The organism is Streptomyces sp. NPDC050439 (genome assembly GCF_040655335.1).
In the GTDB taxonomy this organism is placed as follows: Bacteria; Actinomycetota; Actinomycetes; order Streptomycetales; family Streptomycetaceae; genus Streptomyces.
In genome coordinates this window covers 510,654-525,571 of the sequence record NZ_JBFAJT010000005.1, presented here as the reverse complement: position 1 = coordinate 525,571, position 14,918 = coordinate 510,654, and the positions used below count along the sequence as shown (strand labels likewise).

Here is a 14,918-nt window from a genome sequence, read left to right as displayed (position 1 = left end):
CGGCGCCGGGCCGACACTTACTCGGGGAAGCCGCCGTACGGCACCGTGATGAGCTCCATGGCGTGCTGCGACGGGTCCAGGAAGTACACGCCGCGGCCGCCGTCATTGGTGTTGATCTCACCCGGCAGCTTCTGCTGCGGATCGGCCCAGTGCTCGATGCCGCGCGCGCCGATCTTCTCGTACGCGGCCTCGAACTCCGACTCGGAGACCAGGAACGCGTAGTGCTGCGGGGTGATCTTGTCCGCGGGGACGGTGGCGAAGTCCAGCGTGACGGAGTTGCTCAGCTGCACCGCGATGAACGGTCCCCACTCCGCGGCGATCTCAAGGCCCAGCAGGTCCGCGAAGAACTCGGCGGACTCCCGGTTGTCCCGGGCGTGGATGATGGTGTGATTCAGTTCTACCGACAAGGAATGCCTCCAGAAGGCATCTCCCGACACCTCCATGCCTCACCCAGCCGGTGACCGACACGCGATGTCGCCGTGGATCTTAGGCACGGCGACATCGCGCTGTCGAGTGGTTACCCCTCTTCCCAGCCCACGCTGCCGACGCCCGTGCCGCCGAGGCAGCGCGCGCTCGACACGTCGGAGGCGCCCGGCTTCAGGGTCTTCCAGTCACCTCGGGCGTCCGGCCACTCCCCGCAGACGACCTTGACGCGGAAGGCGATCACGACACCGGTGTTGTTGGTGCAGTGGGCGTGACCCCAGTAGCCGTCGGTGTCCGTGGTGCACGTGAGGGCCATGACGGTCACCGCCGGTTCCCGCGGCGCCGCCGCCGCTCCCGGCATGACGGCGAACACCGGCAGCGTCGCTGCCACCATGGCCGCGAGCTTGAGCGTGAGCCCGGTGAGGCGAGGCTTGTTCATACGCGGAACTCCTTCTTGATCCGCGGCGCGGTGCACGGGAAGCGCACCGCCGTCCGCACACCTGTGATGCTTTCGGGCGGCCCTGTCATGCCGCTCACTCGACGGTCACTCGACACTCACTCCACGTGCTGGAATCATGACGCAACGTGACTGGGGTGAGGATCGCGGAGTTCGAGTACAGGCTTCTGGGGCCGCTCGAAGTGCTGTACGACGGCAGGCCCGTGGCGATGCGCGCGGCCAAACAGCGGGCCCTGCTGGCCGCGCTCCTGGTGGACGCCAACAAGGTCGTCACCACCGACACCTTGATCGACAGACTGTGGGACGACCCCCCGGACGGCGCCCGCAACGCCCTGCACAACTACGTCCTGCGGCTGCGCCGCACCCTGGGCGGCCCGTCCGGCGGTCCGATCCGAACCTGCGCGGACGGCTACCGCATCGACGTGCCCGAAGAGGCCGTGGACCTGCACCGGTTCGATGCCTTGGTCACCCGGGCCCGGTCCGCGGCGGCGGCGCGGGCGGCGGAGCGCGCCTCGGCGCTCCTGGGCGAGGCGCTCGCGCTCTGGCGCGGTGAGGCGTTCTCGGACGTCCCGTCGGAGCGGCTGCGCCGCGAGATCGCACCCGCGCTCAACGAACGCCGCCTCGGTGCCCTCGAGTTCCGCACCGACGCCGATTTCCGGCTCGGGCGGCACGCGGACGTGCTGCCGCGGCTGCGTGAACTCACCGCCGCCCACCCCTTGCAGGAGCGCTTCTGGGCACAACGCATGCTGGCCCTCTACCGCTCGGGCCGGCAGGGCGAAGCCCTGGAGTGCTACCGCACCGTCAGCGCGCTGCTCCTCGACGAGCTGGGCGTCGACCCGGGTGCGGAGCTGTCGCGACTGCATCGGCGGGTGCTCACCGCCGACCCGTCCCTGACCGGGCCCGCGGCGCCGGACGGCCCACGGGCCAAGGGGAATCTGCCCGCCGAGACGACGACGTTCATCGGCCGCGAGAGCATGCTCCGCACCACGCGGAAACTGCTGGAAAGCGCCAGGCTCGTCACGCTCACCGGTCCCGGCGGAGTCGGCAAGACGCGCCTCGCGCTGCGCGCGGCAGCCGAGGCGTCCTGGGCGTTCCCGCACGGCGCGTGGCTCGCCGACCTCGCACCCCTCACCGAGCCGCAGCTCCTGGACCGTGCGGTCGCCGAGGCACTCGGCATCCCCGACCAGTCCTCACGGCACGGCACGGAGGTGCTCGTCGAGCACCTCCGGGAGCGGCGGCTGCTGCTGGTCCTCGACAACTGCGAGCACGTCGCCGAGTCGGCAGGACACCTCGTCGGTACGCTGCTGCGCTCGGCGCCGGGCCTGCGGGTCCTGGCCACGAGCCGCCAGGGACTGCGGGTGGCGGGGGAGTATCTGCTGCCCGTACCGCCGCTGGCCGTCCCCCAGGACCGCGGCTCGCCACCGGCGCTGACGCGCAGCGAGGCCGTACGGCTCCTCGCCGACCGTGCCGAGGCCTGCGCCCCGCACTTCCGGATCACCGCGGGCAACCAGGAGGCGGTGGGCCGCCTGTGCCGTCGTCTGGACGGCATCCCACTGGCGATCGAACTGGCCGCGGTACGCCTCGGCACGCTCTCGGCCCAGGAAATCCTGGAGCGCCTGGACGACCGGTTCCGGCTGCTCTCCGGCAGCAGTGGGGCGCCCTCGGGACCCCGGCACCAGCGCACCCTTCGTGGCGTCGTCGACTGGAGCCACGACCTGTGCGACGCACGTGAACGGAGCCTGTGGGCGGGGGTGTCGGTGTTCGCGGGCGGCTTCGACCTCGCGGCGGCCGAGGCGGTGTGTCCGGGCGAGGACACCGCCCGCGAGGACATCGTGGACGTCCTCGCCGCCCTGGCGCACAAGTCGCTGCTCACCGTCGACACCACCGGCCCCCGGGCGAGATACCGCATGCTGGAGACCCTCCGCCAGTACGGGCAGGACAGGCTCCGTGAGCTCGGCAGGGACATCGAGCTGCGCCGCCGCCACTGCGCGTACTACGCGGACATGACCGCGCGGGCGGCGGCGAGATGGTGCGGGCCCGACGAGGTCGCATGGCTGTCCCGGCTGCGCCTGGAGTCGCCGAACCTCCGGGCGGCGCTGGACTTCTGCGTCACGGGCAAGGGCGACGCGACGGCGGGCCTCGCCATCGCCGCCAGCCTCACCCGTACGCGGTACTGGTTCTTCAGCAGCTCACTGGGAGAGGGCAGGCACTGGCTGACCCGTGCCCTCGACCTCGCCCCGCAGGCCCCCGCCCCGCTGCGGATCGGCTGCCTGACGCTCACCGCCTGGATCGCGCTGTGCCAGGGGGACCAGTCGGCCGCCCGGCGTTTCCTGGCCGATGCCGCGCGGCTCGGCGCGGACAGCACCGACGACGCGGCACTGGGTGTGCTCGCCTACATGGAAGGCGTCTTCGCCTTCCTCATCCACGGGGACGCACGGTCCATCCCGCTCCTGGCACGGGCCAGGGAAGGGTTCCGGTCCTGCGGTCAGGTGGGCGACGCCCATATGGCCACCATGCTCTGGGCCATGGCGACGGCCTTCCTCGGTGAGCGCGAGCCCGCCCTGGCGGCCGGACGGGAGTACGTGACCGAGGCCGAGGCCCATGGCGCCGGCTGGGCCCACTCCTGGGGACTGTGGGGCATGGGGCTCGCGGAGTTCCGGCACGGTGACGCGCACCGCGCGACGGGCCTGCTCCGTGACTCCCTGCGCAAGCAGCGGGCCATCGGCGACCGCTGGGGAACCGTGTGGGGCATCGAGGCCATGTCCTGGGCGGTGGCCGCCACCGGAGACCACGGCCGCGCCGCCCGGCTGATGGGAGCGGCGGCCCGGCTCCTGAGGACGACGGGCGTCGCGCTGGCGGGCCTGCGTCCGGTGCACGACGTACACACCGAGGTCGAACACCGCCTGCGCGACGCTCTGGGCGAGCGGGCCTACGCGGCGGCCTTCGCGGAAGGAGAGGCGACCCGCGACCCCATGCGGCTGGCGCTGGGCGGGACGGGGGCGCGGTGAGTCAGCGCTGTGCGTTCCCGTCCCGGGAGAGGGACAGGAAGGCGGTCCAGGCATCCGGGGCCACGGTGAAGTGGGGGCCGCCGGGGTTCTTGGAGTCGCGGATGTGGATGGCGGTGGGGAGGGCGGCAACTTCGAGGCAGGCGCCGCCTTGTTCACTGCTGTAGCTGGACTTGCGCCAGGCGTAAGCGACTTCGAGGCACTGGCCGCCTTCGTCGCCGCTGTAGCTGGACTTGAACCATGCAAGCGCCATGCTGCCGCTCATCGCTCTCCTAGCAGTCGGTCCAACAGACCTGTGGTGTCTTCGGAGTTGAGGGCCTGTGTCCGCAGCATCGCATATTTCTGGGTGAGGATCGCTACCTCGTGGGGGTCGGCGACCAGTTGGCTTCCGCGTTGGGTCTCCGTGTAGGCGAGCCGCTGGTGGTCCGGTGTCTCCAGCAGAACGAACGGTCCATTGAGCCCGGCGTGCGTGGTGCGTCCGAGCGGCAGAACCTGCAATGCGAGGCCAGGCAGGGCGGCGTACTCACGTAGATGGCGCAACTGCTCGCCGTAGACGTCCTTGCCGCCCAACTGGTCTCGCAGTGATGCTTCCCAGATCACGAAGCTGGTGGTCGGCGGCACCCTGCGATGCAAAATCGCCTGGCGTTCCATTCGTGTCGCCACGTGCTGCTCGATCTCGTCTTCGTCGTACACCGGAACGCGGCTGCGGAAGACCGCCCGCGCGTACCCCTCAGTCTGCAGCTGGCCGGGGACGAGCAGGCTCTCGTACACGGAGATCGCAATAGCCTCCCGCTCGCAGTCCAGATACTCCTCCGCCCACCTCGGAACCAGATCCACCTCCGGCATATTGTCGACGGCGGTCTCCAACGTCCGGTGCGTGCCGAGGAGTTCATCCAGCTGCACCGCCAGATCCATCTTCAGCGGCCGCCGCCCCTGCTCGATGGACGCGATCTGCTCCTCGCCGACGACGAACCGCTCGCCCAGGGACTTCTGTGTGTACCCGGCGGCCTCGCGGTGGACGGCGAGCAGCGCGCCCACCATCCGCATTGCCGAGGCATTCCTCCGTGACCGTCGCTTGGGACTGCTCATGTGGTCCAACTCCCCACTAGTGGCCGTGTGTTCACACGAGGGACCCGTACAACGCAGCCGTACGACCTCACGTACTGCACCATCATGACCACGGAGTGTGACACTCGTCACGTGAACGACGAAACTCCACTCCCGTCCCGGCGGGAACCCCGAGAACGCTTCTACCGGCGTGAACGCCAGTCCGTACCCGCCGCCCGCGCCTTCGCGCGCGCCGCGCTCACGGGATGGGGAATCCGCGAGAGGGCGGACGACATCACTCTCTGCGTCAGCGAGTTGGCGACGAACGCCCTGCTGCACGGCGTGCCGCCCGGACGCGGGTTCCGGCTCCGCCTCCACCGCGATGGCGACGTACTCCGTGTCGAAGTGCACGACAGCGGCGGTGGATGGCCCCGGCCGAAATCCGGTGCCGACGATGACGCCGAGTCGGGGCGCGGTCTGCTGCTGGTGGCGGCCCTGGCCGACAAGTGGGGGGTCATGGAGCGCGACCCCGGAAAGACCGTCTGGTGCGAGTTCAGCGACACGCAGAGGGGCGGGAGTGACCTCGTCACTCCCGCCCCTGTACTACCCGGTCTTCCCGCCGAAGCGGATCAGCTCAGGAGCTCGACCTCCGCGAGCGTCGCGGAGCCGTCCGGCACGAGCCGGTAGTGCGCGTACGTGCCCGGATCGTCGACCGTGAACACCCGGGTCTGCTGGTCCCAGGCGAAGGACTCGCCGGAGCGCTTGTCCAGTTCCTTCCACTTCTCGCCGTCGGCGGAGCCCTGAAGGACCCAGCCGTCCGGCGCCTTCGCCTTGTCGGTGGACGACGTCAGCGTGTACTGCACGGCCTTCGTCTCCTTGGCGACCGGAAGGTCGACGGCCGCGTCGGACGTCGCGTCCGTGGCCGAGGAGTTGTCGAAGAGCGCGCCGTCACCCTTGATGGCGTCACCGCGCGGCGACGGCACCTTGTCGTCCTGCGTGACCGACGTCGGCTGGGCGTTCTTGCCCGAGCCCCACGACGACGGCTTGGGGCCCATGTCGAACTCCAGGACGCCGCCGCGCGCGATCTCCTTGTGGGGGAGCGCCGTGGAGTTCCACTTCTTGCCGTTGACCTTCAGGCCCTGGACGTACACGTTCTTCGCGCTGTTCTTCGGCGCCTTGACGACCAGGTCGCGGCCGTTGTCCAGGTGCACGGTCATCTTGGTGAACTGCGGCGAGCCGATCGCGTACTCGCCGCTGCCCATGACCAGCGGGTAGAAGCCGAGCGAGGAGAAGAGGTACCAGGCCGACTGCTCGCCGTTGTCCTCGTCGCCGTGGTAGCCCTGCCCGATCTCGCTGCCCGTGTAGAGGCGGGAGAGGACCTCGCGGACCTTCTCCTGCGTCTTGGACGGCTCACCGGCCGCGTCGTACATGTAGGCGGCGTGGTGGGCGACCTGGTTGGAGTGCCCGTACATGCCCATGCGTACGTCGCGTGCCTCGGTCATCTCGTGGATGACGCCCCCGTAGGAGCCCGCGAACTCCGCGGAGCCGGTCTCCGGAGTGGCGAAGTACGTGTCGAGCTTGTCGCCGAGGCCCTTGCGGCCGCCGTACAGGTTGGCGAGGCCGCGCGAGTCCTGGGGGGCGGTGAAGGCGTAACCCCAGGCGTTCGTCTCCGTGTAGTCGTGACCCCACACGCGCGGGTCGAACTTCTCGGAGGGGACGCGCCAGTCGCCCTTCTTGTCCTTGCCCTGGAAGAAGCCCGGCGCGGTGCCGCCGCCCGCCGCCTTGTCGTCGAAGAGGTGCACGTAGTCGCGGGCGCGGTTGAGGAAGTACTCGGACTCCTCCTTGTAGCGCTTCTCGCCCGTCTTCTTGTAGAGGGCCTCACCCATGCGGGAGATGCCGTAGTCGTTGACGTAACCCTCCAGGGCCCAGGAGAGGCCCTCGTGGGTCTCGCTGGAGGTGTAGCCGAGGAAGGGGGAGGTCTCCATGCCCTTGCGGCCGACGCCCTTGCTGGGCGGCACGACCGTCGCGTTCTTCAGGGCCGCGTCGTACGCGTCCTTCGCGTCGAAGTCCACGCCCTTGACGTACGCGTCGGCGAACGCCACGTCCGACGAGGTGCCCGTCATCAGGTCCGCGTAGCCGGGCGACGACCAACGGGACGTCCAGCCGCCGTCCTTGTACTGCTGCACGAAGCCGTCGACGAGTTCACCCGCCTTCTTCGGCGTGAGGAGCGAGTACGCCGGCCAGGTCGTGCGGTACGTGTCCCAGAAGCCGTTGTTGACGTACGGCTTGCCGTCGACGATCTTCGCGCCGGTGTGCGTCGGGGTGTCGGGACCCGTCTGCGGCGAGAAGGGGGAGGCGTACTGGTACTTCGACTTGCCGTCCGCCGTGGTGACCTTCTCGAAGCCCGAGTTGGGGTAGAGGTAGAGGCGGTAGAGGGAGGAGTACAGCGAGGTCCGCTGGCCCTCGCTCGCGCCCTGCACCTCGACCTTGCCGAGGATGTCGTCCCAGCTCTTCTGCGCGCGGTTCTTCACGCGCTCGAAGGACGTGCCGGACGGGATCTCGCGGTCGAGGTTCGCCTTGGCCTGGTCGAGGCTGATGAGGGAGGTCGCGAGGCGCAGGTTGACCGTGCGGTCCTTGCCGGCCTTGAAGCGGAGGTAGCCGGTCACGTCGCCGCCACCGCCGCCTTCGAGCTTGCCGCCCGCGGTGACGGGGGAGTCGAAGGTGCCGTACACGAAGAGGCGCGTGGCGCCCGTGGAGAGCCCGGACTTCACGTCCGAGAAGCCGCTGACGATCCCCTTCTCCTCGTCGAGGGTGAGACCGCCCTTCTCCGAGACGTTGTCGAAGATGACGCTCGCGTCGTCACCGGGATAGGTGAACTTCATCATCGCCGCGTGATCGGTCGGGGCCATCTCGGCCTTCAGACCGTTCTCGAACGTCACGCCGTAGTAGTGCGGGCGTGCCGTCTCCTTCTCGTGCATGAAGGGCAGCGCGCGCTTGGTCCGGGACGCGGACGGGGTGTCCTTGTCGACCGACGGCATCATCTGGAAGGTCTGCCGGTCACCCATCCAGGGGCTCGGCTCGTGGCTCGCGCTGAACGCCTGGATCGTCGGCAGGTTGTCCGCGTTGTTGCCGCGCGCGTAGTCGTAGAGCCAGCTCAGGGAGCCCGCGTTGGTGACGGGCGTCCAGAAGTTGAAGCCGTGCGGCACGGCCGTCGCGGGGAAGGTGTTGCCGCGCGAGAAACCGCCGCTGGAGTTCGTGCCGCGGGTGGTGTCCGCGTAGTCCGAGGGGTGGGCCTTCGGCCTGGCCGGGGCCTTCTCCTTCAGGGAGACGTCGTCCACCCAGCCACGGAACTTCGCCGGGCCCTTGGGGGAGTCGTACGCCACGAGCACCCGGTCGACGGTCTTGCCGCGCGCGACCTGCCCGATCCGCGACGCCACGTTGTTCCACTGGTTGACGTAGAGGCTCTTCGCGGCGCCCTGGCCCTGCGGGGAGAGCGCGAAACCGTTCTGGTCCACGGCCTTGAGGTCACTCAGATAGGTGCCGTCGGTGAAGGCCAGGTCCACCGACACGTTCGTGGCGTCGTAGTCGAGGTCGCCCTCCGCCATGGACGGGAAGATCCGGTACGAGAGCTCGGTGTCCCGGCGCACCGAGACGTTCACGTCGAAGACCTTGTTGTACGAGTAGCCGCGGCCGTCCACCTTGTGGGTGCCCGCGTAGCGCAGCGCGCGCTTGCCGGTGAACCCGGCGCCCGACTTCGCGGTCGGGGAGCCGCTGGGGCCGCGGTCCACGAGGGAGAGCATGTCCTCGGGGACGGGCGACTCGGTGCCGCCGACGGAGAGCTGGACGTCGGAGAGCTGGAGGGCGTCGGAGGCGCCGTTGTTGGCGGTGACCTCCAGGCGGTAGTGGGCGTACGCCGTGCCGTTCTCGAAGTCGTACTTCTTGGTCTGGTGACGCTTGTCGAACACCTCGCCCTTGCGGGTGTCGAGGGTCTTCCAGTCCTTGCCGTCCGTGGAGCCCTGCAGGGTCCAGTCCTTGGGGTCGCGCTCGTCGTGGTCGTTCGCCGACGTCAGCGCGTACGTCACGGCCTTGGCGGGCTCGTCCAGGTCGAACTCGGCCCAGCCGGTGGCCGCGAAGGTGAGCCACTTGCTCGTGGGCTCACCGTCGATCAGGTTCTCCTTGACCTCGCCGCTGCCGGAGTTCTCGCCGCTGGCGCGGACCTCCGTGACGTGGTCGTTCACACTTCCGGGTATTCCCGCGCTGAACGCGCCGTTGACGCCGGCGGTCCGCTTCTTGCCGTCGGCGCCGGTGTCCACGGTGTTCAGCCAGTCGGGCTGGGCGTCGCCCTCCTCGAACGAGGAGACGAACTCCCGCGCGGCCTTGGGCGGTTTATCCGGTTTGGCCACCGCCGCGCCCTGCGAGGTCGCGACGAGCGTGAACGCGGCCGCTCCGAGGACCGCGGCCGAACGATGGTGTCTGAAGCGAGGCCTGCGTGATCTGCGCGGCATCCCCGAACCCCTTCTTGCGAGTTGGACAACGTTGTCAATTCGCTGCTCAGGGTCCAGTAGGGCGGCAAGTGGTGGGTGGTGTCAAGGCTGTTGGAAGCGTCGGGGGAGCCGGCAGGGGTGACGGAGCTCAGGGGAAAGTCCAAGGGGACCCGGGAGAAAGTCCAATGAGGTGGGAGTGAGTGCCGTGGAAGATCAATGCCGGGGAGCGACGGCGGGTCCCGGACGCGGTCATTTCCTCCGGCTGAATTTGCTCACGCCGTGAACGAACCAGGCCGTGTCTCCGCGAGGTCTCAACTCGGGAAAGACTGCTGGCCCAAGCTGCGTTCGATCTTGCTCTGCTGCCGAGAAGTGGACTATACCTATCGGCACCCTGAGTGGCGGGTGCGAGCCCTTGCCATGTAGTTGTCGCACGCAACGCACCACGAAAGCTTCAACTGACCCGCGGTGTCGGGCCCTTCGCCACTGGCGAGCTGTCGGGAGCCCCGTACGCCGCCTGAGTCCTGGAGAAGGCGAGGACTTGAGCATGGGATCCACCAGCATCAACCGTCGTGACGTGATGAAGAGGGCGGCGGCCACCAGCCTTCTCGCAGTGCCGGCCGTGGGCGCCCTGAGCTCCTGCGCGAGCGGTGGCGGGGACGAGAACAAGGCGGAGAAGGGCGAGAAGTCCAAGAAGAACCCGCTCGGCGTGAAGGCGGACGCCGGACTCGCCGTGGTCGTCTTCAACGGCGGTTACGGCGACAAGTACGCCCAGTTCGTGACCGACATGTACAAGAAGCGGTACCCGGACTCGGACGCCGGCCAGAAGTCGACGACGAAGATCGCCACACAGGTCCAGCCGAAGATCGTCCGCGGCAACCCGACGGCCGACGTCATCAACAACTCCGGCGCCGACCAGATGAACCCGGGCAAGCTGGTCTCCAACAAGCAGGTGGCGGACCTCACCGAACTCCTCGACGCGCCGTCGTGGGACGACCCGAACGTCAAGGTGCGCGACATCCTCGAACCGGCGGTCGAGGCGAGCGGCAACTTCGGTGGCCCTGGCACCTTCCAGGCCGGTATCTCGCTGACGGTCTACGGCACCTTCTACTCCAAGAAGCTTCTTGAGGAGGGCCTGGACTCCGAGTACCCCAAGACCTGGGACGAGATGCTGGCCGTCTGCAAGAAGGCCAAGGCCAAGGGCATCCACGGCTGGAGCTACCCCGGCGGTCACCCGCGGTACATGTTCTTCAGCATCTACACGATGTTCGCGCAGCGCGGCGGGCGCGAGATCACCACGGCCATGGACTACCTGGAGCCGGGCGCCTGGAAGAACGACGCGGTCAAGGACGTCTTCGAGGCCTGGGAGGAACTGGTCGCCAAGAAGTACGTACTGACCGGCTTCGACGGTACCGAGGCGCACACGGAGATGCAGACCGCCTGGACCAAGGAGGGCAAGTGCGTCTTCGTGCCCAACGGCTCCTGGGTGGAGAACGAGGCCAAGGACACCACGCCGAAGGACTTCGGCATGTCGTTCGGCCCGAGCCCGTCCCTGGACTCGGGCGACAAGATGCCCTTCGGCACGATCAACGCGCCGGCCGGTGAGTTCTACGTCGTGCCCGAGAAGGCGCAGAACCGGCAGGGCGGCCTGGAGTGGCTGCGGGCGATGTACAGCAAGCAGGCCGCCCTGAACAACTTCAAGGAGCTCTCCGCTCTGCCGGTGGTCAAGGGAGCCATCGACGGCCAGGAAATGCCGCACGGTGTGGCGAGCGTGCAGGCGGCGATCAAGGCCGCCGGCAAGAACGTCGTCATCGCGAAGCACATGGACTGGTACAACGAGCTGTTCCGTGAGGACTTCAACAACATGATCGCCAAGTTCATGCTGGGTCAGATCGGCACCAAGCAGGCCATGGACATCATGGAGAAGGCAGGCGCCCGGATCCTCAAGGACCCTGACGTCGTCAAGGTCAAGAAGTCCTGACCAGCGGCTGATCGACCGAGAACGCGGGCACGTGAGCGAGGCGGGGCGGAGTGGCGTGAAGACTGACACCCGGGTGGACGAATCCCCACCTTCGAAGAAGGCACCGGACCGGAAGCCCAAGGCGCCGAACGGGCTGTTGTTCCTTCTGGCGGTGCTGCTGCCGCCCCGTCTCACTCCCGAGAGCGTGCGGTACGACCGGCGGTACCGCACGCTCGACAAGTACCGCTTCATCGTGGGCTTCCTGTCGCTGCCGCTCGCGTTCTACGCCCTGTTCGTCATCTCGCCCTTCATCCAGGCGATCTACTACTCGTTCACCGACTGGTCCGGTGGACCGGTCGCGAACTTCATCGGCTTCGACAACTTCACCAAGATGTGGAACGACGAGCGCTTCTGGGAGTCCCTGGAGGTGAGCGTCACGCTGGCGATCGTCGCCCCGCTGCTCACGCTCGTGCTCGGCATGTTCTTCGCGTACATGATCACGTCGGGCGGGCGGCACCGCAGGGGCCAGGCCATCGCGGGTGTCGCGGGATCGTCGTTCTACAAGGTCGTCTACTTCTTCCCCCAGGTCCTGTCGGTCGCGATCATCGCCGTCGTCTGGGGCCGCGTCTTCAACACCAACAGCGGCCTGATCAACGGTGGTCTCGACAAGGTGGGCATCGACGGTCCCGCCTGGCTGGGCGGCGACCGCTCGCTCGCCCTCATCGCGGTGATGGCCGTACTCTCCTGGAGCTTCGTCGGCTTCTACGTGGTGCTGTTCTCCGCCGCGATGGGCGCGATCCCCAAGGACATCTACGAGGCGGCGCTGCTGGACGGCGCGGGCCGGGGGCGGACCTTCTTCAGCGTGACGCTCCCGCTGATCTGGGACACCGTGCGGACCGGCTGGATCTACATGGGCATCCAGGCGCTCGACTCGTTCGCGATCGTCCTGGTCATGGTGCCCGAGCACGTCCTGAAGGTGACCCCGGTCTTCCTCTACGAACGGTTCCGGGACGGCCAGTACGGCTATGCCACCTCCATCGGCGTCGTCCTCCTCGTCCTCAGCATGGCGTTCTCGCTGATCGTCATGAGGATCGGGAATCGCGACCGGATCGAATACTGAGACCGCGGGAGCCACTGCCTCATGACCACGACCACAGCGCCCCGCACCGACGCCGCCGACGTACCCCGCAAAGAGGGCGAGTCGGCCGGCGGAGCGACCCTCAACGTCTTCTCGCACGCCTTCCTCGTCCTGTGGGTGGTGCTCGCGGCAGGCCCCCTCGTCTGGGTCGCCCTCACCGCGTTCCGCCCCTCGGTCGAGATCCTCAGCGATCCGATGGGCTGGCCGACGTCCTTCCACTGGGAGAACTTCACCAACGCGTGGACGACGGCCAGCATCGGCCAGTACGCCCTCAACTCGGTGATCATCCTGGCGGGTTCACTGACCGGCACGATGCTGCTCGGCTCGATGGCGGCCTATGTCATCGCCCGCTTCACCTTCCCGGGCAACCGGCTGATCTTCATGCTCTTCGCGGGCGGGATGATGTTCCCGGTCATCCTCGCCCTCGTCCCGCTCTTCGCGGTCATGGAGAACTTCGGGCTCCTGGACACCCGTCCCGGGCTGATGATCGCCTACATCGCGTACTCGCTGCCCTTCACCACCTTCTTCCTCACCTCCTTCTTCCGTACGCTGCCGACCGGCGTCCAGGAGGCGGCGATGGTCGACGGGGCCTCGCACACCCGCACGTTCTTCCAGATCATGCTGCCGATGGCCAAGCCGGGCCTGGTGAGCATCGGCATCTTCAACTTCCTCGGCCAGTGGAACCAGTACCTGCTTCCGCTGCTGCTCAACAACGAGGAAGAGGGCAGGTACGTGCTGCCGCAGGGGCTCGCGTCGCTGGCGGTCTCGCAGGGCTACCGGGGCGACTGGGGAGCGCTCTTCGCGGGCCTGACGATCGCGATGGTCCCGGTGCTCGTCGTGTACGCGGTCTTCCAGCGTCAGGTGCAGGCAGGGCTCACCGCGGGCGCTCTCAAGTGACCCTGATCGCGGGTGATTTCAGCTTGGCCACGAAAGTGGTCTAGGCCTGTTGTGCCAATTCCGGCCGTGAGTAATGTCGGCCCCACGGCGCCGCGGGGGGAACCTTTTGCCCGCGTTCAAGTCGACACCGATGTCGAAGGGTTGAACAGCATGAGGAATCGATTGATCGCCACCGGTGCGGCAACGCTCGCGATGGCCATGGGAGTTACCGCCTGCGGTGGTGACAGCGACAGCGGCGACGGCAAGACCATCAAGATCGTCGCCGCCGACTACGGCGACAAGGCCTCCAACGCCTCCAAGAAGTACTGGAACGGCGTGAAGAAGGACTTCGAGGCGGAGAACAAGGGCTACAAGGTCGACGTCCAGGTCATCAACTGGAACGAGATCGACAAGCAGGTCAAGAACATGATCCAGGCGGGCGACCAGCCCGACCTGCTGCAGACCGGCGGCTACGCCGACAAGGTCGCGGACGACCTCCTCTACAAGGCCGACGAGGTCCTCTCGCCCAAGACGCAGGAGAACCTCATACCCACCTTCGCCAAGGCCGGCGAGGTCAAGGGCACGCAGTACGGCATCCCGTGGGTCTCCTCCAGCCGCGTCATGTTCTACAACAAGGCCGTCCTGAAGAAGGCGGGCGTCAAGACGCCGCCCAAGACCTGGGACGAGGTCGCCGCGGCCGCCAAGAAGATCAAGTCCTCCAAGGCCGCCGACACCCCGTACGCCCTGCCGCTCGGCCCCGAGGAGACCCAGGGCGAGACGATGATGTGGGAGCTCGGCAACGGCGGTGGCTACACCGACGAGAGCGGCAAGTACACGCTCGACAGCGCGCAGAACGTCGAGACCTTCGACTGGCTGCAGAAGAACCTCGTCAAGCCCGGCCTCACGTACTCCAACCCGGCCTCCACCGACCGCAAGACGGCCTTCGCGGACTTCGCGGCCGGCAAGGTCGGCATGCTCAACGGCCACCCGAGCCTGATCCAGATGGCCAAGGACGGCAAGGTCGACTACGGCGTCGCGCCGATCCCCGGCAAGGACGCACCGCTGGAGTCCACCCTCGGCGTGGCCGACTGGATGATGGCGTTCAAGGACGGCGGCGCCGAGAAGGAAGGCGTCAAGAAGTTCCTGGACTTCACGTACTCCAAGAAGATGCTGGAGTTCGACGAGATGTACAACCTGATGCCCGTCACCCAGGACGCGCTGAAGGAGATGCAGACCAACGGCAAGCACAAGGACCTGGAGCCGTTCTTCGAGGTCCTGCCGAACGCCAAGTTCTACCCCCTCGGCGACACCGCGTGGGACGTCATCTCCGCCGAGATGAAGAAGACCGGCGGCAAGGCCGTGAGCGACGACCCGAAGACGGTCCTCGGCGACCTGCAGAAGAAGGCGGAAGCGGCGGCTGCCGAGGCCAAGTAGCAGGCAGACAGCTCCCGTTCGCTCCGTACGCAAGGAGTCGTTGTGTCACTGAAGGCCCCTCCGCCCCCGGCCGACGCCGGCCGGGGACGGAGCGGGC

At 67.9% G+C, this 14,918-nt stretch carries 11 protein-coding genes; 6 read left to right on the top strand and 5 right to left on the bottom strand.

Annotation, left to right across the window (positions count from 1 at the left end):
* Nucleotides 1-17: 17 nt before the first annotated feature.
* Entirely contained in the window at nt 18-407 is a 390-nt protein-coding gene (locus AB0I66_RS23465) for a VOC family protein (protein WP_363209871.1), read from the bottom strand.
* A 110-nt stretch (nt 408-517) separates the two neighbouring features.
* A complete protein-coding gene (locus AB0I66_RS23460; RefSeq protein ID WP_363209870.1) occupies nt 518-862 on the bottom strand; it encodes a hypothetical protein in 345 nt (114 codons plus the stop codon).
* A gap of 146 nt (nt 863-1,008) precedes the next feature.
* Here AB0I66_RS23460 and AB0I66_RS23455 point away from each other — a divergent pair, with 146 nt between their 5' ends.
* Nucleotides 1,009-3,888: a BTAD domain-containing putative transcriptional regulator gene (locus AB0I66_RS23455; protein ID WP_363209869.1), complete on the top strand. Its 2,880-nt coding sequence runs from the start codon at nt 1,009-1,011 to the stop codon at nt 3,886-3,888.
* A gap of 1 nt (nt 3,889) precedes the next feature.
* Here the strand turns inward: AB0I66_RS23455 and AB0I66_RS23450 are convergent, their stop codons facing one another.
* Entirely contained in the window at nt 3,890-4,138 is a 249-nt protein-coding gene (locus AB0I66_RS23450) for a DUF397 domain-containing protein (RefSeq protein ID WP_363209868.1), read from the bottom strand.
* Between the two features lie 8 nt (nt 4,139-4,146).
* A complete protein-coding gene (locus AB0I66_RS23445) occupies nt 4,147-4,974 on the bottom strand; it encodes a helix-turn-helix transcriptional regulator (RefSeq protein WP_363209867.1) in 828 nt (275 codons plus the stop codon).
* Nucleotides 4,975-5,058: 84 nt separating this feature from the next.
* On the opposite strand from AB0I66_RS23445, the gene AB0I66_RS23440 reads away from it, so the two are divergent.
* Entirely contained in the window at nt 5,059-5,619 is a 561-nt protein-coding gene (locus tag AB0I66_RS23440; RefSeq protein WP_363209866.1) for an ATP-binding protein, read from the top strand.
* Here the strand turns inward: AB0I66_RS23440 and AB0I66_RS23435 are convergent.
* The gene (locus AB0I66_RS23435; protein WP_363209865.1) at nt 5,562-9,437 is read right to left on the bottom strand and encodes a GH92 family glycosyl hydrolase; all 3,876 of its coding nucleotides are present in this window, start codon (nt 9,435-9,437) and stop codon (nt 5,562-5,564) included. The two genes, AB0I66_RS23440 and AB0I66_RS23435, sit on opposite strands and share 58 nt — an antisense overlap.
* A 523-nt stretch (nt 9,438-9,960) precedes the next feature.
* Between AB0I66_RS23435 and ngcE the strand changes: the two genes are divergently transcribed.
* The 4 genes from ngcE to AB0I66_RS23415 all read left to right on the top strand — a co-directional run bounded on the left by ngcE (nt 9,961) and on the right by AB0I66_RS23415 (nt 14,821).
* Nucleotides 9,961-11,394 (top strand): N-acetylglucosamine/diacetylchitobiose ABC transporter substrate-binding protein, encoded by a 1,434-nt coding sequence (gene ngcE / locus AB0I66_RS23430; protein WP_363209864.1) that lies wholly within the window; start codon nt 9,961-9,963, stop codon nt 11,392-11,394.
* A gap of 184 nt (nt 11,395-11,578) precedes the next feature.
* Nucleotides 11,579-12,493, top strand: coding sequence for a sugar ABC transporter permease (locus AB0I66_RS23425; RefSeq protein WP_363210059.1), 915 nt, complete (start codon nt 11,579-11,581; stop codon nt 12,491-12,493).
* A gap of 21 nt (nt 12,494-12,514) precedes the next feature.
* Nucleotides 12,515-13,408, top strand: a complete 894-nt coding sequence (locus AB0I66_RS23420; protein WP_363209863.1) for a carbohydrate ABC transporter permease — start codon at nt 12,515-12,517, stop codon at nt 13,406-13,408.
* 150 nt (nt 13,409-13,558) lie between these two features.
* Entirely contained in the window at nt 13,559-14,821 is a 1,263-nt protein-coding gene (locus AB0I66_RS23415) for an extracellular solute-binding protein (RefSeq protein ID WP_363209862.1), read from the top strand.
* The last annotated feature ends 97 nt before the right edge of the window (nt 14,822-14,918 follow it).